This is a genomic window from Mesorhizobium sp. M0340, assembly GCF_040321535.1.
Taxonomy (GTDB): domain Bacteria; phylum Pseudomonadota; class Alphaproteobacteria; order Rhizobiales; family Rhizobiaceae; genus Mesorhizobium.
Map to the genome: position 1 here is coordinate 16,929 of NZ_JAMYRR010000037.1, position 19,775 is coordinate 36,703.

Here is a 19,775-nt window from a genome sequence, read left to right on the forward strand (position 1 = left end):
TGCCGGTCCACCCTCCGCAGCTGCAGCGCAGCTGCTGCGGGGGACGGGCAGGCAGATGAGAGGCAACACGAGCCACGACGGGTTGGCGCCGCCCCTCATCCGTCACTTTGTGATACCTTCTCCGCGTGAACGGGGAGAAGGGAGGAAAGCTATTTCTTGTTCTTGGCCATCCAGTCCTGCTGTTCCTTGGTCAGGAACTTGGCCCATTCGTCGGCCACGTCCTTTGCCGCCTTCTGACCAAGCAGCACTTCCTGAAAATTCTTGATCGCTACCTGGTCGACGAAATTGCCGAGATTTTCCAGATGCGTCGGAGGCGTCACCATCTCGTATTTGTCGCCGTTGTTCAGTTCCTCGAACCAGCCTTTGAACTGCTCGGTCCTGAAGTGAGCATCCTGGTCGGCGCCATTGTGGATTGGAATGACTCCGACTTCCTTTGCCCATTCCAGATTGTCCTTGGGCGACAAAAGCGTTGCCATCAGCTTCCAGGCATCGTCCTTGTGCTGGGAATTGGCGAACATCGCCCAGCCGGCATAACCGAGCGTCGGATAGGATTTGCCGCTCGGCCCGACTGGCATCGGCGCCACGGCGAAGTCGTCGGCGCTCATCTTGTCGGCGATGCCGAGCAGCGCGTCGGGATCCTGGTTCAGCATGGCGCAGGTGCCGCTATAGAACCCGGTGACGGTCTCGTTAAAACTCCAGCTCACCGCGTCCTTAGGCGCCAGGCCGTTCTTGTACATGTCGGCGAGCATCTGCAGGCCCTTGACCGAGCCTTCCTCGTTGATGGTCGAGGTGCCGTCCTCGTTGAAATAGCCGCCCTTGCCCGCGGCAATGTTCATGAACATGTGCATGCCGTTGAAGGCGCCAGGGCCGCCGCGCAGGCAGTAGCCGTATTTGCCTGGTATCGCGGAGATCTTCTTGGAGTCCTCGACGAACTCGTCGAGCGTCGCCGGCGGACCGTCCAGACCAGCCTCCTTGAACAGCTTCTTGTTCCAGAACAGCGCGTTCAGGTAATAACCGTAAGGGATCATGTACTGCTTGTTGTCGACCGTCGAGCCGAACTGCTTGGCACGCTCGCCCAGCGTTTTGGCATCGTCCCATTTGGCCATGTATGGCCCGAGATCCTCGAGCTGGCCATTGGTCGCATAGAGGCCCATCCAGCGTTCCGGCATCTCGACGATGTCGGGCGTGTCGCCGGCCTGCACCATGGTAAGGAACTTCTCGAACGCCTGGCCCCAGGGCAGCGATACCAGCTCGACCTTGACACCCGGATTGGCCGCCTCGAACTCGGCGATCTGTTTCTTGAGGAATTCGGTACGCGGCGGGCTGGTGATGACCTCGACCATCTTGACCGTGGAATCGGCCAGCACGCTGCCGGCGGAAATCGCCAGACCTGCGACGGCACCAAGAAGGATGCTCAGTTTTTTCATGTTCAGCACTCCCATTTTGAACGGCTCCATTTATCTTTTTGCTTTGTCGAACGCCTGGGCAACGTCAGCCCACAGGTCTTCGACACTTTCCAATCCGACACTGAACCGGATGGTTCGCGGGCTGACGCCGAAGCGCGCCATCGAATTCAGGCCCGGCGTCTGCTCGAGCGAGGCCTTTGCTGGAACGACCAGGCTCTCATGGCCGCCCCAGCTGACGCCGATGCGAAAGAGTTTCAGCGCATCGACGAAAGCCGGGATGTCGACGTCTTCCGTCACCTCGAATGAGAACAGCCCGGCATAGCCGGCAAGCGTCGCCTTGCCCGGATGGTTGGAATAGGCCGGGTGGTTGACCCGCTCGACATGGCCATGCGCTTTCAGCCGTTCGGCGATGGTCAGCCCGCTCTTCATGTGATGCGGCAACCGCAGCGGCAATGTGCGCAGCCCGCGCAGCAACAGCCAGGCCTCGAAAGGCGAAAGTTTGCCGCCGAGATAGGAATAGGTCTGCTCGTTGATATGTCGGATATGGGCAGCCGAACCGGCCACCACACCGGCGACGGTATCGCTGTGGCCGCCGAGATATTTCGAGGCCGAATGCAGCACCAGGTCGACACCGTGCGAAATCGGCTTCTGGAACACCGGCGTCGCCCAGGAATTGTCGATCGTGGTGACGATGCCCTGCTCTTTGGCCAGCCGCGCCAGGTGGGTTATGTCCTGGAGCTCGAACATCATCGACGTCGGGCTTTCCAGGTAGAGCAGCTTGGCGCCGGGGAGTGCCGCGGCGACCGCGTCCGGATCGGAACCGTCGACATAGTCGACCTTGATGTTGAGCCGTGGCAAAAGCCGTTCGAACAGCCGGTAGGCATCGCCGTAGCAATTGCGCACGACAACCATGCGCTCGCCTGCACCGACGAAAGCAAGCACCGTGGCGCTGATCGCCGCCATGCCGCTGGAAAAGCCGCGCGCGGCCTCCGCGCCTTCGAGAGCGGCGACACGCGCCTCGAACTCCATGACCGTCGGGTTGTCGCCGCGCGAATAGATCGGCTGGCGTCGCCTGCCGGCGAATGTATCGGCCATTTCCGTATAATTGGAGAAGGTGAAGAGCGAAGTCTGGTAGATCGGCGGCACTACCGCGCCGCCGGGGAAAGGTTCGTCATGGGCGAGAAGCGTCGCCGCCTCGGCGAGATAGTCGTTTTCGAAACCGGCGGGATGATCGCTCATTTCTGGCCTGAAAGTTCGAGTTTGGCCGCGCCGCGCTTCAGATCGTCCTCGACGGTGGCGATCAGCTTGAGCGCCTCGGCCCGGGCCCCCTCCGGATCGTGCGCGGCAATGCGTTCGTAGATGGTGCGGTGGTAAGGAAAGCTGGCGTGGCCGAAATCACGCACGCCGAGCGGATGCTCCCAGAAACGGTGGAACAGTTCGTGCATTGCAGCGATGATCTGCTCGAAGAGCGGATTGCCGGAACTGCGGTAGATCGACTGGTGGAATTCCCAGTCCTCCTCCGCCGACATCCCTGCGCGGGTGTGGAAGGCCTGCTCCATAATGTCGAGCTTGCGCGCGATCTCGGCGATCTCGGCCTGGTCCGCGCGAACGGCGCACAGGGCAGCGGCTTCCGCTTCCAGTGCCCGGCGGATTTCCAGCGTCTGCATCAGGCTGGTGAAATCATTGCCGCCGGCCAGCGTCAGCGGCATGTGCAGCATGTCCAGCGAGACCACTCCCTTGAGATAGGTGCCGCTGCCTTGCCGCCGTTCGACCAGGCCGAGCCCTTCCCAGCGCGTCAGCGCCTCGCGCACGGTGTTGCGGCTCACCTTGAGGCGCTCGGCCAGGATGCGTTCGGTCGGCAGTCTCTGGCCGGGCCCGAGAGCTTCCCGCATTACAAAGCCGGCCAGCGCCTTGAGCACCGCGTCGTCGCGAGCAGTTGCCTGTATGGGGGAAAGGCCGAATTCGGTCATGCCAACGGGTCACCAAATGGCTCAATGGTCCAACCAATTTCTGCATAGAAGACAGGCCCTGTCAACCGACTGCGGGCGCATACGCTCTGCCCAGCCGGCTATTTCAAAGGGCGCTGTCGCTGTCGCAACAAAACCAAAGCGTTTTCCGGGTCTTGGCGCAGAATCCTGATGTGTTTTGAAAATTGGGGGCCGGCCGGCGTTTGGCAGCGGTACGAGGAGGCCACTATGTGCCAGCGCCGGCCAGCCGACCCCACGGACCCAGGAGATGCGGCGGACCTGAGCATCATGGGGTATTCTTTGGGTCGAACCGGCGATCTAGACCTCGTGCCGGTTACGTCTAAGGGCTGCACATTTGCGCAACAACTTATGAAAATCAACAGTTTCTTAACCAAGCCTCGCAACTCGCTTGGATTAAGGTAAATTCGTAACCTTGTCGGGTTGACTGGCTAATTCGTCTATGGTGCTACGCCGCCTTGGCGACGACGCGATTGCGGCCCCCGCTCTTGGCCTCATAGAGCGCAAGGTCGGCGCGTTTCATCAGCGCCGCGACCGTGTCCACGCCTTTCAGCACCGACGACACGCCGACGCTGACGGTGACTTCGATCGCTTTGCCCTCGCTGCCAACGGCAAACGGCAGTTGGGCGATTTCGGCGCGAATGCGTTCGGCGACCTTTTCGGCTACCGCGCCGTCCGTGTCCGGCATCACCACCACGAACTCCTCGCCACCGAAGCGGCAGGCTAGATCGATGCCGCGCACATTCTTGCGCAGCCGCCGCGCGAATTCGCGCAGCACGTCGTCGCCGCCGTCATGGCCGTACGCGTCGTTGATGCTCTTGAAGCGGTCCAGATCGGTGATCATCACCGACAGCGGCCGGCGCCGTGCCACGGCGCGGTCGAACAGCGTCTGCAGATGGCTGTCGAGATAGCGGCGGTTGTGCAGGCCGGTCAGTGCATCGGTCACCGCCATCTCGATGGTCTGGGTGACGCTGGCGCGAAGCTGGTCGTTGTAGCGCTTGCGGCGCACCTGCGTACGCAGCCGCGCGGTCAGCTCCTGCTGGTCGATCGGCCGCATCAGATAATCGTTGATGCCGAGTTCGAGGCCGCGGATGATACGCCCCTCCTCGCCCTCGTCCGCCAGAAGGATGATTGGCAGGAAACGAGTGCGATCGAGCGAGCGCAATTGCGAGCAGAGCCTCAGCGGGTCGAAATCGGCGAAGGCCGTCGAGATCATCACGCATTCGTAGGGCAGCTCGGCGGCCTGGAAGAAGCCGGCATGCGGATCGTTGGCGACGTCGAGATCGGCACTGCCGCGCAGCATCTTCTGGATGCGCTCGAACGAGGATTTGCGCTCGTCGACCAGCAGCACCTTCGGCACCGCGTCGTCGGTGGCGAAGTTGCGGCTCAAAAGCTCCTCGATGCCGATATTGCGTGTCGTCGAGGCGCGCAGCCGTAGCTCGTCGGTGAGCGACTTCAGCCTGACCAGGCTCTTGACGCGCGTCATTAGCTGCAGATCGTTGACCGGCTTGGTCAAAAAATCGTCGGCGCCGGCCTCGAGGCCACGCACCCGGTCCGAAACCTGGTCGAGCGCGGTGATCATCACGACCGGGATGTGCGATGTCGCCGGGTCGCCCTTCAGCCGCCGGCAGACCTCGAACCCGTCCATGTCAGGCATCATCACGTCGAGCAGCACGACATCGACCTTGCCGTTCTCGCAGATCTCGATCGCGTCCGGCCCGTTGGTGGCGGTCAGAACCTCGAAATATTCGGCGAGCAGCCGAACCTCCAGCAGCCTGACATTGGCTGGGATGTCGTCGACGACGAGGATCCGCGCGGTCATTTCACAAAAGCTCCGGCTCGGCTGGAAAAATACATCAGGCATCGCCCAGATAGGATTTGATGGTTTCGATGAAACGCGGCACCGAGATCGGCTTGGAGATATAGGCTTCGCAGCCGCCCTGGCGGATGCGCTCCTCGTCGCCCTTCATGGCGAAGGCGGTGACCGCGATGACAGGGATGACGTGGAGATCGTCGTCCTCCTTCAGCCATTTGGTGACCTCGAGGCCCGACACTTCCGGCAGCTGGATGTCCATCAGGATGAGGTCCGGCCTGTGCTGCCGCGCCAGATCCAGCGCTTCCAGGCCGTTACGTGTGCGCACCGTCTCGTAGCCGCTCGCTTCGATGAGGTCGCGAAAGAGCTTCATGTTGAGCTCGTTGTCTTCGACGATCATAACCTTCTTTGGCATCGATTTCCCGTCCCGGCCGACCTTCCACTCGAAGGGTGCCGTCATGCGCCCCTTGTCGGCACGCACCAAACCTGTTCCCACTATACGGCAATATGATTGACGAAACGGAAACCGGCCGCCCTAAAAGCGTTCGGATTCCAGGTCGGCGAGCTTGCTGCCGGCGACACTTGCCACTACTGCGAAAACAGAACGATTCCGCCCATGAGGGAAGGTAGCGATGGCAAACGCAGCGTCAATGCGCGAGGAAGCGGAAACGATTGCCGTAAAGGCGCTGGGCTTCGTCGCCGCCGATCCGGAACTTCTCCCCCGCTTCCTGGCGATCACCGGCATCGAAGCTCATTCCATCCGCCAGGCGGCGGGTGAACCGGGATTCCTGGCCGGCGTGCTGCAGTTCATCCTTGCCCACGAGCCGACGCTGATGCGTTTTTCCGAGGAGACCGGAACGCCGCCCGCCGCAATCGGTAAGGCATTGCGGGCGCTGCCGCTCGGCGACGACAATCATGAGCGTTCGATATAAGGGACGATCCCGAGACAGATCGCCGCGCCGAAAATCGTGAGTGCACTCGGGCTTTGACGCCAGCCGCGTGGAGAGCAATTCCAGGAAAAGGGTGAAACGGTTTTCCGTCTGGAATTGCGCAAAAACAAAGACATGGAGCGGATCGGCGTTTTCGTGAAACGATGAACCGCTCCAAGCTCGGCATTTAGGGTTTCAACTTCGCCCCTGCCCCGCCATCGTCATTCTCGCCCGAGCCATGATCCGGAACGGTAACATCGCTTGGGTCCATGATGGGGTTGTCCTGAACGGCATCGGCCGGCTTCAGCATGGCGCCGTTGACCGTGACCGAGCCGTCTGCCTTGGCGTTGATGATCCATTCCAGTCGACCATCCGGCAGTGCCTTGCCGAACCCTTTGACGGCGAGTGCGAACGGAAAATACTGTGCCGCTTCCGGTTCGGTCTTGGCCGCCGTCTGCAGAGCCTCCACGATCTTGTCATAGCCCGCGACATCGATGGTCATGCTCGTCTCGGGCTTCTTGCCGGGGAACGTCATTTCACCTTCCATCGCAATCTCGATGTTGCCGTTCTTGATCGTGCTGTGTCCGAGAATGGCCTTTGGCGTCTTGGCCAGGAAATCGGCGAAGATCTGCTTGCCGAAATCTGCCGGCAGCGGTGGATCCTTGCTGAAATCAAGGGTTTCGATGGTTTTCTTCGCCATGCTGTCCAGATCGATGTTGGTGCCGCCGAAGTTGAGGTCGATATCCGTAGGCAGCAACGCAACGCTCCAGCTGGGCAGCACCTGCTGTGGCATTGTCAGGCCGGAAACCTTGAACGCGTAGTTGATTTTGCCGTCCTTGGCGATGCCGTCCATGCCGACGGCGGTCTTCAGTTGCGTCGCACCGAACTTGCCTACCGGGCTCTCCACCACAAAGTCATTGAAGCCGTAGGTGCCGTCGATCCGCTCCCACAATGGCAGTGCTGCCGTCAGAAGCGATTTGAACTCCGCCTCATCCGCCTTGAATTTGGCTGCATCATCAGTCGCCACGATGAAAGCAAGCAGGTCGAGCAGCGGCTTTGTCCGCAAACCCTTGCCGGTCGCGTCCACGGAAAGTTCAGGCGCTTTTACAGCAGCCGGAAAACTCAACCCATTTTTGGGATCGTTGACTTTGATCGTTTCGGCGAAGTTCGTTATTTTTTCCGTCACCGTGAAATCGATGCCGCCATTTGCGGATTTGGTCGAAACTATTGCGGCAGTGCCAGCGCCGACGGTGACATCCGCATGCTGCTTAGGCTCTCGGGTGGTCATCGTCATCCCAGCGATCGAACCGGTTGCGCTCGCGAAAGCAGCCAGGTCGGGGTCATAAACTCCGGTGAACTTGTTGTCCGACACGGAGAAATCGATGTGCTGCGCCCCCTCAGGGCCAACGAAATCGATAGACCCCTTCGGGGACACGTCCGCCGAAACGTCCCAGTGTCCATCCTTGCGTGGCTTGACCAAGATGAAGTAAGGCGTGACGTCGAACTTGAAGGCCTGCTGCTTTGCCATCAAATCCCTGACCGGCTTGAAGTCGAAAGCGAGCTTGTAGGCATCGCCGTCGACTGAAATTTTCACGAACCCGATGTCGAACGGCTTCTTGCCGATATAGTGCGCCAAATCGTCGGAAAGCTGCTTTGCGCCTTGCCTGTCGACCGCTTGGCCGAAGGCCGGTGCGCTGCAGGCAAGAAGTAAAACAACTGGCAAAACGCGCTTCATGTCGATCCTCACTTAGTCGCGGCCCTCAAGCCGTTCTATCACTGGTAGGCAAATCCCATCGCAGCCGCAAGACAAGGTCTATGTGTTGCGGCGGCTGTCACAGCACCAGCCGCACCAGCGGTCGGCCTGGCTTGCGTTCGACCAACCGCTGGAACCCGGCCTTTTCGAAGACCCGCGACGAGCCGACGAACAGCCCGATCGACCGCGAATCCTTCGACAGGTCGATGGGGCAGGCCTCGATCAGGCGCGCGCCGTTCTGGCGGGCGAACTCGATGCCGCCCGCGACCAGGCGGTGCGACAGGCCCCTGCCGCGTGCCTTGGTGCGGATGAAGAAGCAGGAGATCGCCCAGACGCCCGGATCGGCGGCGTCGGCGGGATCGATCGGCGCCGACCCCCTGCCCTGGTTGTTCCATTCGGGCACGTCGGCACGCGGGCCGATCTGCATCCAGCCGACCGCCTGGCCACCCTCGAAAGCCAACAGGCCGGGCGGCGGCCCGGCCTCGATTCGCGCCTTGATGTGGTCCTTGTTGCGCTCGCGATTGCTCGCGCGGCGCACCGCAGGCGCTAACCGGAAATGCGTACACCAGCAGCCGTAACAGGCGCCCTGCTTGCCGAAAAGATCCTCGAAATCCGCCCAAAGCTCAGGCACTAGCGGCGCTATGGTCGTATTCATGAGCTCTCTCCCGGCCCACCGCCTTGTCGTGGCGTCCGTCCTGACGTACCATTGCATTTGTTCTCTTTATGTTCGCAGCGATGGCGGCTCCTGTCAACAACCCCGAACACGGTTTTTGCCGCGACTGCCTGAATTTTCAGCGCAGCGAGGCACGCCGTTGCGAGCGCTGCGGCAGTCCAAGGCTCGCCCGCCATCCGGAGCTCTACCGGTTGCGCCTTGCCCATATCGACTGCGACGCGTTCTACGCGGCGGTCGAAAAGCGCGACAACCCGGCGTTGAAGGACCGGCCATTGATCATCGGCGGCGGCAAGCGTGGCGTCGTATCCACTGCCTGCTACATCGCCCGCATCCATGGCGTGCGCTCGGCAATGCCGATGTTCAAGGCGCTCGAAGCCTGTCCCGAAGCGGTGGTTCTGCCGCCGGACATGGAAAAATACGTGCGCGTCGGCCGCGAGGTGCGCGCCATGATGCAGGCGCTGACGCCGCTGGTCGAGCCGCTCTCGATCGACGAGGCCTTTCTCGACCTCGCCGGTACCGAGCGCCTGCATGGCCTGCCGCCTGCGGTTGTTCTGGCGCGCTTCGCACTCGGCGTGGAAAAGGAGATCGGCATCACCGTTTCGACCGGCCTTTCCTACTGCAAGTTCCTGGCCAAGGTGGCATCGGACTTCCGCAAGCCACGCGGCTTTTCGGTGATCGGCGAGACCGAGGCTATTGGCTTCCTGGCCGAGCAGCCGGTGACGCTGATCTGGGGGGTCGGCAAGGCCTTTGCCGTCACGCTCGAGCGCGACGGCATCCGCACCATCGGCCAGCTGCAGCGCATGGAGCGCGGCGATCTGATGCGCCGCTACGGCGTTATGGGTGACCGGCTCTACCGGCTCTCGCGCGGCGAGGACGACCGTCGCGTCGTTCCCGACCAGGACGCGAAAAGCGTCTCGGCGGAAACCACTTTCGACACCGACATCGCCTCCGTCGACGACCTGGTTTCGGTGCTGAGGGCGCTGTCGGAAAAAGTCTCGGCCCGGCTGAAAAAGTCCGGCATTGCCGGACGCACCGTCGTCCTCAAGCTGAAGACCCAGGATTTCAAGATCCGTACGCGCAATCGCCAGCTCGGCGATCCGACCCGGCTGGCCGACCGCATCTTTCAGACCGGGCTCGAACTGCTGCGCAAGGAGGCCGACGGCACGAAATACCGGCTGCTCGGCATTGGCGTCAGCGATCTCTCCGACGATGACCGGGCGGACCCGCCCGATCTGGTCGACGTCCAGTCACGCAAGCGCGCCATGGCCGAAGGCGCTATCGATACGCTGCGCGGCAAGTTCGGCCGCAGGGCGGTGGAAACCGGCTATACCTTCGGCAAGGGCCGCGATGCCCATCCGCCCGAACCGGTCGAGGAGTGATAGTCAGGTGCGCCGCAGATCGATCCTGCTGGTCACCACACTCTTGCCGGTTTTCGGATCGGTATCGACGACGGTCAGCCGCATGCCGTCCTCGCCGGTTTTCTCAACAGTCATTTGCGCCCTGCGGTCGCCATTGACCTCCTTGGCCCAACGAATGCCGAGATTGATTGCGTTGCCGGAGCGGCTGCCGCTCAATTGCGCCGGCCCGGTGCGCGATCCGACATAGGTGCCGGTGTATTTCGTCCCGCTCGATTTGAGATCGGCGCTGATGGCGCGCGTCACCACGATAAGACCGCGGCAGCTGCCGTCGAGCGATAGCGAGCTCGATGTTGCGTCGGAATTGAAATGACAGGAGACATTCACCGTCGGCGCATCGGTGGTAACCTTGACGGTGCCTTTGCCGGCGAAATTCCCCTGGAATGAGCGAAGAAAATCCGGATCGTCGGCATGCGCTGCGCCGGCCCCGGCCGTCAGGCACCCGGCAAGTATAAATCGTGCAAGTGATTTCATCGGACCGCTCCTCGTTGGTATCCAAAACACAGCACGCAAACACTGAGGGACCAACGCTTCCCTCAGCAGCGGGTTCCGGCTTCAACATCACTGTTTGCAACGCTTCACGGCTGGCCCAGTCGAATGCGCCGGCTAGCGGTTGCGATGAAAGCGCCGGCTTGCGACATAGCGCCCATGGCACCCGCACCCTCGATCCCCAAGGCCGCGTTCTGGATGGCGCTGTCGATCGCCTCGTTCCTGGCGATGTCGGTGGCCGGCCGCGCCACGACGGCAGAACTCAACGTCTTCCAGGTGCTCGAGCTGCGCTCGGTGATCGGCTTTTTCATCCTGCTGCCGCTGGTCATGATGTCAGGCGGTTTTCCGGCGATGCGCACCGGACGCCCGTTGGCCCATCTCGCCCGCAACGTCGTCCATTATACCGGCCAGGCTGCCTGGCTTTATGCCTTGACGCTGATCCCGCTTGCGGTGCTGATCTCGATCGAATTCACGACGCCGATCTGGACTGCGCTGCTGGCGGTAGCTTTCCTCGGCGAAAGGCTCTCCCGGCCAAGGCTGGCGGCGATCGTGCTGGGGCTGATCGGCGTGGTGATCATCGTGCGTCCGGGCGTCGGCGCGGTCAATCCGGGGCATGTTATCGTGCTGGGAGCAGCGGTCTGCTTCGGCGTCTCGGTGGTTCTCGTCAAGTCGCTGACGCGGACGGACAGCGTCGTGCGCATCATCTTCTGGATGCTGATCATCCAGTCGGTGCTTGGCCTCGTCCCGGCGCTGTACGAATGGCGCAACCCGCCGCTCGAGCTCTGGCCGTGGATCCTGCTGATCGCGTTTACCGGCATGTCGTCGCATTTCTGCATGGCCCGCGCACTTGTCTATGCCGATGCGACGGTCATCTCGCCAATGGACTTTTTGCGCGTACCGCTGTCGGCGATGATCGGATGGCTGCTCTATCACGAGCAGATCGACGCCTTCACCGCCGGCGGCGCCCTGCTGATCCTGCTTGGCAATCTGCTCAATCTGCAGAAAAAAGCCGCCAAACCTGCGGAAGTGGCGGCAGCGTAGCCCTGCGTTTCAATCGCCGTCGTCGGGTATGTTCAGAACGTGCCCACAGGCCTTGCAATGAACGGCGTCGGGCTCGTGCCGCTGCAGCCCGCATTGCGGGCAAGGAAAGAACACCTTGGTGGGACGGAAGAGCGCCTGTGCAAGCCGGACGAACAGCGATATGCCAATGATCATGGTGGCGATCGCGGTGAGCTTGCCGGCCACACCGGGCAGGACGATGTCACCGAAACCGGTCGTGGTGACCGTGGCGACCGTGAAATACAGCGCATCGACATAGCCCTCGAGACCACCCACGGTGCGGAAGAAGAAGGTGTAGACGAAACCCGTGATGACAAAGAGGAATGTCAGGAAATTGATGACCGCACGGCTCGCCTCGCGCCATCGCCTGAAGCCGCGCATCTCGAGAAATCGCCACAGCGCGCCGCTACGCGACAGCGACCACAGCCGCAGGATGCGCAAAAAACCGAGATTGGCCAGCGCCGTAGGCATCAGCAGAGTCAGCAGGATGAAGGCATCAATCCACGACGCCGGCTGTTTCATCAGGCGCAGCATGTCGTTGGAGGCAAGCAGCCGGGCAATCATGTCGGCGGCGACAAGTGCTGCCACGGAGTAGTCCAGCCAGAGGAACGAAGACGACTTCTGGATCACCGGCGTGGCGATGAAAAAGGCGATGATGGCAAGGTCGATGACAACGGCCGCAAGCTGAAACCGGAACGCCGCCGCTGTGCGCCCGTGATACAGCTTGCGCAACATGTCGCGCAGCCGGGCCAAGGCTGAAATATCTTGGGCTCCGTTCTTGTCAGCTACCTTCATGACGATCGCGATAGCCTTCGCTGCGACAGCCGTCCAGTCGACAAGGCAGGCGGAAGCTTGCGCCATCCGACCGATCCCGGCGGTTGCGGCAAATGGCTTCAGCCGCGATCAAACCGGCCTTGCCTCTACAACGCTGATGCGTGGCCCCGCCTGGATGATCTCGGTCACCTCGAAGCCACCCTTTGCCAGCAGCGACTTGAATTCATCGGCCGTCCGCTCCTGACCATCGGGCGCGACCAGCATGTTGAGGTCGGAGAATTTGGCATTCGCCCCCTGATTGGGCGGCTCAAGCACGGCCTCAAAAACCAGCAACTTGCCGCCCGCACGGATCGCCTGGCGACAGTTTTGCAGGATCGCGACGTTGGTCTCGTCGTCCCAGTCATGCAAAATCCATTTGAGCAGCAGCGCGTCGGCCGCCACGGGCAGCTCGGCAAAGAAATCGCCTCCGACGATCTCACAGCGATCGGCGACACCTTTCGCCGCCAGCACCGAGGCGGCCGGCGCTACCACATGCGGCTGGTCGAAAAGGATGCCGCGGCTGCCCGGGGTCGCGGCCAGGACTTCGGCAAGCAGCGCGCCCTGGCCACCGCCGACGTCCATGATGACCGGAAACGACGAAAAATCATACGCCGCCAGGATGGCTGCCACCACGCCGCGCGAATTCGCTGCCATCGCGCGATCGAAGATAGCGGACTCCTCTGGATGCTCTGCCCGGTATTCCCAGACGCCCTTGCCATGCGCGTGGCGAAATGCGTTCTTGCCGGTTTGGATGCTGTAGAGCAGTTCGCTCCACGCTTGCCGGTAATAAGGCCTTCCGACGAAGGCGGCCCAGGGTGCAGCGGAAAACTCAGCATCGGAGCGCAAGGCGGCGCCAAGCGGCGTTAGCGAGAACTGCCCGTCCTCGGCCTCGTGAAATATGCCGACCGCCGCAAGCGCCCGCAGCAACCGATAGAGCGCGCGCGGATGTGTGTCGGTCAGGCTTGCAATATCTGCTGCCGAGCGCTTGCCGTCCTTGATGTGGTCGGCGATGCCGAGCGTCGCGGCGACCGAGATCGCCTGCGAGACGCGGTACCCGTTGACCATCCGTGTTAGTTCGAAAGCGGCTGCGCGTTCATCCATGGCGCCCCCCAAATCGCCAAAACCCGAAGGTTTCGGTATTTTAAACCAGCTCCACTTCAACCACGCCCGGCACCGCGCGCATGGCTGACGCGATCTGAGGCGAGATACGATAACGACTGGGCAATTCGATCTCGACCTCCCCCTGGCCGTCATCCTTTATCAGCACAAAGCTTACCTGTCCCTCGCCCTTGACGGCAAGCTGGCCGGCAAGCGTGCCGATCGGTGCTGCGTCGCGCACGAAGATGCGTAGCGCTTTCTGGACGCGGCTTGCCTCGTCCTCCAGCGACTGCACGGTCTGGATGCGCAGATTGACGCCTTCCGGCCTGTCCTCGGCCGAAACGGTGATGACCACCGAGCGGCCGGGCTCGAGCAGGTCGCGATATTGCGCCAGTCCCTCGGAAAACAGCACCGCTTCATACTGGCCGGACGTGTCGGAAAACTGCACGACGCCCATCTTGTTGCCGGTGCGCGTCTTGCGTTCCTGCTTGGTGGTCACCGTCCCGGCGAGCCGGCCGGCGGCCGCACCGCGTTTGACGGCGGCCGAGAATTCGGCCCAGGTCTGCACCCGCATTTTCTGCAGCGCCGCCTTGTATTCGTCGAGCGGATGCGCCGAGAGATAGAACCCGACCACCTGGAATTCACGGTGCAGGCGGTCGGCGGCGAGCCAGGGGTCGGTCGCCGGCAAGTTGAGTGCCTGCGACTGTGCGCCCAGCGAGGCGCCAAAGATGTCGTGCTGGCCTGTGACGGCATTCTGCTGCGCCAAGGACGCCAGCCCCATCATCCGCTCGACGCCGGCCATCATCGCCGCCCGGTCGAGACCGAAGCAGTCGAGCGCGCCGGCCATGATCAGGCTCTCGAAGACGCGTTTGCCGACGATCTTCGGATCGACCCTTTCGCAGAAATCGGCGAGGCTCTTGAACGGTTTTTCGCCGCGCGTGGCGACGATGTGCTCGACTGCGGCGTCGCCGACGCCCTTGAGCGCGGCCAGCGAATAGAAGATGCGGTTCTCGCCGACCTCGAAATCCCGGAACGACGTCATCACCGACGGCGCCACCACCTCGATGCCGAGGCGCAGCGCATCCTGGCGGAAATCGGCGAGCTTGTCCGTATTGCCCATGTCGAGCGTCATCGATGCCGCCAGGAATTCGACGGGGTAATGCGCCTTCAGATAGGCGGTCTGGTAGGAGACGACGGCATAGGCGGCGGCATGCGATTTGTTGAAACCGTAGTCGGCAAACTTTGCCAGCAGGTCGAAGATGAAGTCGGCTTGCGGCTTGCCGACGCCGCGCTCGACCGCGCCCGAAACAAAGCGCTCGCGCTGCTTGTCCATCTCGGCGCGGATCTTCTTGCCCATGGCGCGGCGCAGCAGATCGGCTTCGCCCAGCGAATAGCCGGAGAGCTCCTGCGCAATCTGCATCACTTGTTCCTGGTAGACGATGACGCCTTGCGTCTCCTTGACGAGATGGTCGATCTTCGGGTGGATCGACGCCATCTCCTCCTCGCCGTGCTTTCTGGCGTTGTAGGTCGGGATGTTCTCCATCGGCCCCGGCCGGTAGAGCGCAACGAGCGCGATAATGTCCTCGATACAGTCGGGCCGCATGCCGATCAGCGCCTTGCGCATGCCGGCACTTTCCACCTGGAACACGCCGACCACTTCGCCGCGCGACAGCATGGCGTAGGTTTCCGGGTCGTCGAGCGGAATGTGGGCGAGATCGATCTCGATGCCGCGGCGGCGGATCAGCTTGACCGCCCTGTCCAGCACCGTCAGCGTCTTCAGGCCAAGGAAGTCGAACTTCACCAGCCCGGCCTGCTCGACATATTTCATGTTGAACTGGGTGACCGGCATGTCCGAGCGCGGATCGCGGTACATCGGCACCAGTTCCGACAGCGGCCGGTCGCCGATGACGATGCCGGCGGCATGAGTCGAGGCGTGACGGTACAGACCTTCCAGCTTCTGCGCCGTGTCGAGCAGCGTCTGTACGATCGGCTCGCGCTCGGCCTCCTCGGCAAAGCGCGGCTCGTTGGCGATGGCGTCGGCGAGCTTGACCGGATTGGCCGGGTTCGACGGCACCATCTTGCTCAGCTTGTCGACCTGCCCGTAGGGCATCTGCAGCACGCGGCCGACGTCGCGCAGCACGGCGCGCGCCTGCAGGGTACCGAAGGTGATGATCTGGCCGACCTGGTCGCGGCCGTATCTCTGCTGGACGTAGCGGATGACCTCCTCGCGCCGGTCCTGGCAGAAGTCGATGTCGAAGTCGGGCATCGACACGCGATCGGGATTGAGGAAGCGCTCGAACAGCAGCGAAAAACGCAGCGGATCGATGTCGGTGATGGTCGTCGAATACGCGACCAGCGAGCCGGCGCCTGATCCGCGGCCCGGGCCAACCGGAATGCCTTGCGCCTTGGCCCATTTGATGAAGTCGGCAACGATCAGGAAATAGCCGGGATATTTCATCTTCTCGATGACCCCGAGCTCGAAATCCAGCCTCTCGCGATATTGCTCGACTGTATAGCCGGGCGTCGGCCCGTGCGCCGCCAGCCGCGCCTCCAGTCCTTCATGCGCCTGCCTGGCAAGCTCCTGCGCCTCCGCCTTGACCGCCGCATCGGCGTCGGCGACATCGCGGCCGGCAAAGCGCGGCAGGATCGGGTTTCGTGTCTTCGGATAGTAGGAGCAGCGCAGTGCGATCTCGACGGTGTTGTCGATCGCTTCCGGCAGGTCGGCGAACAGCCTCGCCATGTCGGCCTGGCTTCTCAGGAAATTGTCGGGCGACAGGCGGCGGCGATTATCGGCCGCAACCACGGAGCCTTCGGCGATGGCGATCAGGGCGTCATGCGCCTCATAGTCTTCACGAGAGAAGAAAAACGCTTCGTTGGTGGCAACCAGCGGCAGATCGTGGCGGTAGGCGAGATCGACCGACGACTGCTCGATCGCGCGGTCGTAGCCGGAGACCCGTTCCAGTTCGACATAGAGCCGGTCGCCGAACAGGCCCTTGAGCGCCAGCAGCCGGGTCTCGGCGAGTTCACGGCGGTCCTCTTTCAAGGCATTGCCGATCGGACCGCGCGGCCCGCCGGTAAGGCAGATCAGACCGTCGGAATGGCCCTGCAGCATCTCGCTCGTCAGATGCACCGCCTCGCCGGGCGGTGTCTCGAGGTAGACGCGGCTGACCAGCCTGACCAGATTGCCGTAGCCGGCCTCGGTGGCGGCGATCAGGACCACCGGCCGCATCTCCGGCCCCTGCCGCCTGCGGTCGCGCTGGCTGTCGTTCGCCTCACCGGAAAAGGCGATGTCGATCTGGCAGCCGATGATCGGCTGGATGCCGTCCTTCACGGCCTTTTGCGCGAATTCCAGCGCACCGAACAGATTGTTGGTGTCGGTGACGGCGATTGCCGGGCATTCGTCCTGCACCGCATGGCCGATGATCTTCCCGAGCTGCAAGGCACCTTCGAGCAGCGAATAGGCCGAGTGCACGCGCAGATGAATGAACCGACGCGCCGTCGCCTCCGCCCGCGACGCCTTTGCATAGGCCACTCGCAGCAAGGGGTCGCGTGGAAGTCTCTCATCCGTCATGGTTTTTTCGCGCCGCCTCACAGGGACTCAGTCGATCAAGATGTATTGTCCGGCACCGGGTAACACGAGTCCAGCAGAAGCGATTGGAGCTTTGAACGTTTAGAGCAACCGCCGAAGCTGCCGATCTCCCCCTCGTGGGCGAGATGTCCGGCAGGACAGAGAGGGGCGCCGTCCCGCCAACCTCAGGCCGGAAACACAAAACCCGCCACAGCGGGCGGGTCGTTGGAGCCATTTAGCACCATATCCAAATTAGTAGCATAGCTGCCGGCACAAAGCAAGAACAAAATACGTTGTGAGGGCAAAAAAAGCGAATTCCGCGCGCCCCTCGCCTTGTCCTTCCTCAAGCGAGCGTGCTCAACCAATTGCAGGGTCGCGTTCCTTCGCTCCCCCTCCGTCCCGCCAACCTCAAGCAGATTACAGCCTCACGCGAATTCCATGATTACCGCGTCGACGGCAAGGCTGTCGCCGGGCTTGGCGTTGAGCTTCGAGACGATGAGGTCGCGCTCGGCGCGCAGCACGTTCTCCATCTTCATCGCTTCGACCACGGCAAGCGTCTCGCCGGCCTTGACCTCCTGCCCCTCGGCAACGGCGATCGACACGACGAGGCCAGGCATCGGGCAAAGCAGCATCTTCGAGGTATCCGGCGCCACTTTTTCCGGCATCAGCCTTTCGAGTTCGGCGGTGCGCGGCAGCATGGCGCGGGCTGTCACCGAGATGCCTTTCCAGGCGATGCGGAACCCGTTCAGCACCGGCCTGACCTGCGCCGCGACCTTGCGGCCGCCGACCGTGCCGCGCCAGATGAGATCGCCCGGCCGCCAGTCGGAGTTCACGGTCAGTGCCTTGCCGTCGATTGTGAGGTCGAGCTCCATCGGAATGGAAATCATCCCTTCGACGATGGCGACCGAAAGATAGTCCGGGCCGATCTTCACCACCCAATCGCGTTTCAAGGCGCCGGAATGCGGCGCCAGCCGCCCGCCCAGCCGGTCGAGCCGGTCGCGGCGCAGCAGTTCCACCGCGGTGGCAATCGCGGCCAGCACCGCTTTCTCCTCGGCGTCTGGCACAATCGGCGCGAAGCCGTCGGGATACTCCTCGGCGATGAACCCGGTCGATATCTGACCTTCCCGCCAGCGCGGATGCTGCATCAGCGCCGCCAGGAACGGTATGTTGTGCTCGATGCCGTCGACGACGAAACTGTCCAGCGCCTCCGACATCGCGTCTATCGCCGCCAGCCGTGTCGGCGCCCAGGTGCACAGCTTGGCGACCATCGGGTCATAGAACATCGAGATTTCCGAGCCTTCGGTGACGCCGGTATCGTTGCGGATAACGATGTCGCCGAACTTTCCTTCCTCGGGCGGCCGATACTTGGTCAGCCTGCCGATCGACGGCAGAAAGTTGCGATACGGATCTTCGGCATAGAGGCGGCTTTCCACCGCCCAGCCGTTCAGCTTGACGTCGCTCTGCTTGATGGCGAGCTTTTCGCCGGCCGCCACGCGGATCATCTGCTCGACCAGGTCGATGCCGGTGACGAGTTCCGTCACCGGATGCTCGACCTGCAGCCGCGTGTTCATTTCCAGGAAATAGAAGTTCTTGTCGCTGTCGACGATGAACTCGACCGTGCCGGCGCTCTGGTAGTCGACGGCCTTGGCCAGCGCCACGGACTGCTCGCCCATGGCTTTGCGGGTCTTGGCATCGAGGAACGGCGACGGCGCCTCCTCTACGATCTTTTGGTTGCGGCGCTGGATCGAGCATTCGCGCTCGCCGAGATAGAGCGTGCTGCCATGCGCGTCGGCGAGCACCTGGATTTCGATATGGCGCGGATCGACGATGAATTTTTCGATGAAGACGCGGTCATCGCCGAACGAGCTTTTGGCCTCCGACCGCGCCCGGTCGAAGCCGTCGCGCACCTCTGCCTTGCTCCAGGCGATGCGCATGCCCTTGCCGCCGCCGCCGGCCGAGGCCTTGATCATCACGGGATAGCCGATTTCGCCGGCTATTCTTTCGGCATGGGCGGCGTTTTCGACGACGCCGAGCCAGCCGGGCACCGTCGACACCTTGGTCGCATTGGCGAACTTCTTCGATTCGATCTTGTCGCCCATCGCCTTGATGGCCTTGGGCTTCGGGCCAATGAAGACGATGCCTTCCTGCTCCAACGTTTCGCAGAAGGATGCCCGCTCGGACAGGAAACCGTAGCCGGGATGCACGGCCTCTGCTCCTGTGGCCTTGCAGGCGGCGATGATCTTTTCCGCGACCAGATAACTTTGCGCGGCCGGCGAAGGCCCGATATGCACCGCCTCGTCGGCCATTTCGACATGCACGGCGTCGCGGTCGGCATCGGAATAGACCGCGACGGTGACGATGCCCATTTTGCGCGCCGTCTTGATCACGCGGCAGGCGATCTCGCCACGGTTGGCGACCAGGATCTTTGTGAACATGCAGGCCTCGTCCCTCGGCTGCCCTTTTTTACGGGCTTCCCGTTTTATGGGCTTCAGAAGGGCGGTCAAGGCAAAGTCGGAGCCTATCCCGGATGTAGATCGGCGAGCGCTGACGAAAATCCGGGGTCGGAACGTCGCTTCGTGCATAGCGCGGAGCTGAATGGTAAGTTAAATCTAGCTTGGATTGCAGACTGTCTTGGGAGGATTGCCTGATGAAAACGCGCGCCGCTGTTGCTGTCGCCGCCGGAAAGCCGCTGGAGATCATGGAGGTCGACCTCGAGGGTCCTCGCGATGGCGAGGTGCTGGTCGAGATCAAGGCAACCGGCATCTGCCACACCG

Annotated in this window: 15 protein-coding genes and 1 pseudogene; 4 read left to right on the top strand and 12 right to left on the bottom strand. The window is 62.4% G+C overall.

Features of this window, described 5'->3' with window-relative positions:
• Positions 1-149: 149 nt before the first annotated feature.
• The 5 genes from NKI79_RS30535 to NKI79_RS30555 form a co-directional block, all read right to left on the bottom strand.
• Positions 150-1,427, bottom strand: coding sequence for an ABC transporter substrate-binding protein (locus NKI79_RS30535; protein WP_352806846.1), 1,278 nt, complete (start codon positions 1,425-1,427; stop codon positions 150-152).
• Between the two features lie 30 nt (positions 1,428-1,457).
• Positions 1,458-2,645 (bottom strand): PLP-dependent transferase, encoded by a 1,188-nt coding sequence (locus NKI79_RS30540; protein WP_352806848.1) that lies wholly within the window; start codon positions 2,643-2,645, stop codon positions 1,458-1,460.
• Positions 2,642-3,376, bottom strand: a complete 735-nt coding sequence (locus NKI79_RS30545) for a FadR/GntR family transcriptional regulator (protein WP_352508833.1) — start codon at positions 3,374-3,376, stop codon at positions 2,642-2,644. Before NKI79_RS30545 ends, NKI79_RS30540 begins: the two co-directional genes overlap by 4 nt.
• A 463-nt stretch (positions 3,377-3,839) precedes the next feature.
• Positions 3,840-5,213: a PleD family two-component system response regulator gene (locus NKI79_RS30550; RefSeq protein WP_352806850.1), complete on the bottom strand. Its 1,374-nt coding sequence runs from the start codon at positions 5,211-5,213 to the stop codon at positions 3,840-3,842.
• A 34-nt stretch (positions 5,214-5,247) separates the two neighbouring features.
• Positions 5,248-5,619: a response regulator gene (locus NKI79_RS30555; RefSeq protein WP_006334976.1), complete on the bottom strand. Its 372-nt coding sequence runs from the start codon at positions 5,617-5,619 to the stop codon at positions 5,248-5,250.
• Between the two features lie 217 nt (positions 5,620-5,836).
• Between NKI79_RS30555 and NKI79_RS30560 the strand changes: the two genes are divergently transcribed.
• Positions 5,837-6,136 (top strand): DUF3572 domain-containing protein, encoded by a 300-nt coding sequence (locus NKI79_RS30560; protein ID WP_254820136.1) that lies wholly within the window; start codon positions 5,837-5,839, stop codon positions 6,134-6,136.
• 184 nt (positions 6,137-6,320) lie between these two features.
• On the opposite strand, the gene NKI79_RS30565 is transcribed toward NKI79_RS30560, so the two are convergent.
• Both NKI79_RS30565 and NKI79_RS30570 read right to left on the bottom strand, forming a co-directional pair.
• Positions 6,321-7,868 (bottom strand): hypothetical protein, encoded by a 1,548-nt coding sequence (locus NKI79_RS30565; protein WP_352806852.1) that lies wholly within the window; start codon positions 7,866-7,868, stop codon positions 6,321-6,323.
• A gap of 97 nt (positions 7,869-7,965) precedes the next feature.
• Positions 7,966-8,541, bottom strand: a complete 576-nt coding sequence (locus NKI79_RS30570; RefSeq protein ID WP_352706581.1) for a GNAT family N-acetyltransferase — start codon at positions 8,539-8,541, stop codon at positions 7,966-7,968.
• Between the two features lie 68 nt (positions 8,542-8,609).
• On the opposite strand from NKI79_RS30570, the gene NKI79_RS30575 reads away from it, so the two are divergent.
• Complete coding sequence (locus NKI79_RS30575; protein WP_352806855.1) at positions 8,610-9,938, top strand: DNA polymerase IV; 1,329 nt, start codon at positions 8,610-8,612, stop codon at positions 9,936-9,938.
• Positions 9,939-9,941: 3 nt separating this feature from the next.
• Here the strand turns inward: NKI79_RS30575 and NKI79_RS30580 are convergent, their stop codons facing one another.
• Positions 9,942-10,448: a hypothetical protein gene (locus NKI79_RS30580; RefSeq protein ID WP_254820132.1), complete on the bottom strand. Its 507-nt coding sequence runs from the start codon at positions 10,446-10,448 to the stop codon at positions 9,942-9,944.
• A 174-nt stretch (positions 10,449-10,622) separates the two neighbouring features.
• Here NKI79_RS30580 and NKI79_RS30585 point away from each other — a divergent pair, with 174 nt between their 5' ends.
• Entirely contained in the window at positions 10,623-11,504 is an 882-nt protein-coding gene (locus tag NKI79_RS30585; RefSeq protein WP_254820131.1) for a DMT family transporter, read from the top strand.
• Between the two features lie 9 nt (positions 11,505-11,513).
• Here the strand turns inward: NKI79_RS30585 and NKI79_RS30590 are convergent, their stop codons facing one another.
• The 4 genes from NKI79_RS30590 to NKI79_RS30605 all read right to left on the bottom strand — a co-directional run bounded on the left by NKI79_RS30590 (position 11,514) and on the right by NKI79_RS30605 (position 19,436).
• Positions 11,514-12,317 carry an ion channel gene (locus tag NKI79_RS30590; protein WP_352508845.1) on the bottom strand — a complete coding sequence of 268 codons (804 nt, stop codon included), beginning with the start codon at positions 12,315-12,317 and terminating at the stop codon, positions 11,514-11,516.
• Positions 12,318-12,425: 108 nt separating this feature from the next.
• Positions 12,426-13,436 (bottom strand): methyltransferase, encoded by a 1,011-nt coding sequence (locus tag NKI79_RS30595; protein WP_352806858.1) that lies wholly within the window; start codon positions 13,434-13,436, stop codon positions 12,426-12,428.
• Between the two features lie 40 nt (positions 13,437-13,476).
• Positions 13,477-17,004 (bottom strand): DNA polymerase III subunit alpha, encoded by a 3,528-nt coding sequence (gene dnaE, locus NKI79_RS30600; RefSeq protein ID WP_352806859.1) that lies wholly within the window; start codon positions 17,002-17,004, stop codon positions 13,477-13,479.
• Between the two features lie 422 nt (positions 17,005-17,426).
• Positions 17,427-19,436, bottom strand: a complete 2,010-nt coding sequence (locus tag NKI79_RS30605; RefSeq protein ID WP_352806861.1) for an acetyl-CoA carboxylase biotin carboxylase subunit — start codon at positions 19,434-19,436, stop codon at positions 17,427-17,429.
• 212 nt (positions 19,437-19,648) lie between these two features.
• On the opposite strand from NKI79_RS30605, the pseudogene NKI79_RS30610 reads away from it, so the two are divergent.
• Positions 19,649-19,775, top strand: a pseudogene (locus tag NKI79_RS30610) (S-(hydroxymethyl)glutathione dehydrogenase); the annotation flags it as partial.

Coding starts and splice junctions, on each gene's coding strand:
- NKI79_RS30575 (WP_352806855.1), top strand. CDS start 8,610: ATGTTCGCAGCGATGGCGGCTCCTGTCAACAACCCCGAACACGGTTTT.
- NKI79_RS30595 (WP_352806858.1), bottom strand. CDS start 13,436: ATGGATGAACGCGCAGCCGCTTTCGAACTAACACGGATGGTCAACGGG.
- NKI79_RS30590 (WP_352508845.1), bottom strand. CDS start 12,317: ATGAAGGTAGCTGACAAGAACGGAGCCCAAGATATTTCAGCCTTGGCC.
- NKI79_RS30540 (WP_352806848.1), bottom strand. CDS start 2,645: ATGAGCGATCATCCCGCCGGTTTCGAAAACGACTATCTCGCCGAGGCG.
- NKI79_RS30550 (WP_352806850.1), bottom strand. CDS start 5,213: ATGACCGCGCGGATCCTCGTCGTCGACGACATCCCAGCCAATGTCAGG.
- NKI79_RS30570 (WP_352706581.1), bottom strand. CDS start 8,541: ATGAATACGACCATAGCGCCGCTAGTGCCTGAGCTTTGGGCGGATTTC.
- NKI79_RS30585 (WP_254820131.1), top strand. CDS start 10,623: ATGGCACCCGCACCCTCGATCCCCAAGGCCGCGTTCTGGATGGCGCTG.
- NKI79_RS30565 (WP_352806852.1), bottom strand. CDS start 7,868: ATGAAGCGCGTTTTGCCAGTTGTTTTACTTCTTGCCTGCAGCGCACCG.
- NKI79_RS30535 (WP_352806846.1), bottom strand. CDS start 1,427: ATGAAAAAACTGAGCATCCTTCTTGGTGCCGTCGCAGGTCTGGCGATT.
- NKI79_RS30580 (WP_254820132.1), bottom strand. CDS start 10,448: ATGAAATCACTTGCACGATTTATACTTGCCGGGTGCCTGACGGCCGGG.
- NKI79_RS30605 (WP_352806861.1), bottom strand. CDS start 19,436: ATGTTCACAAAGATCCTGGTCGCCAACCGTGGCGAGATCGCCTGCCGC.
- NKI79_RS30545 (WP_352508833.1), bottom strand. CDS start 3,376: ATGACCGAATTCGGCCTTTCCCCCATACAGGCAACTGCTCGCGACGAC.
- NKI79_RS30555 (WP_006334976.1), bottom strand. CDS start 5,619: ATGCCAAAGAAGGTTATGATCGTCGAAGACAACGAGCTCAACATGAAG.
- dnaE (WP_352806859.1), bottom strand. CDS start 17,004: ATGACGGATGAGAGACTTCCACGCGACCCCTTGCTGCGAGTGGCCTAT.
- NKI79_RS30560 (WP_254820136.1), top strand. CDS start 5,837: ATGGCAAACGCAGCGTCAATGCGCGAGGAAGCGGAAACGATTGCCGTA.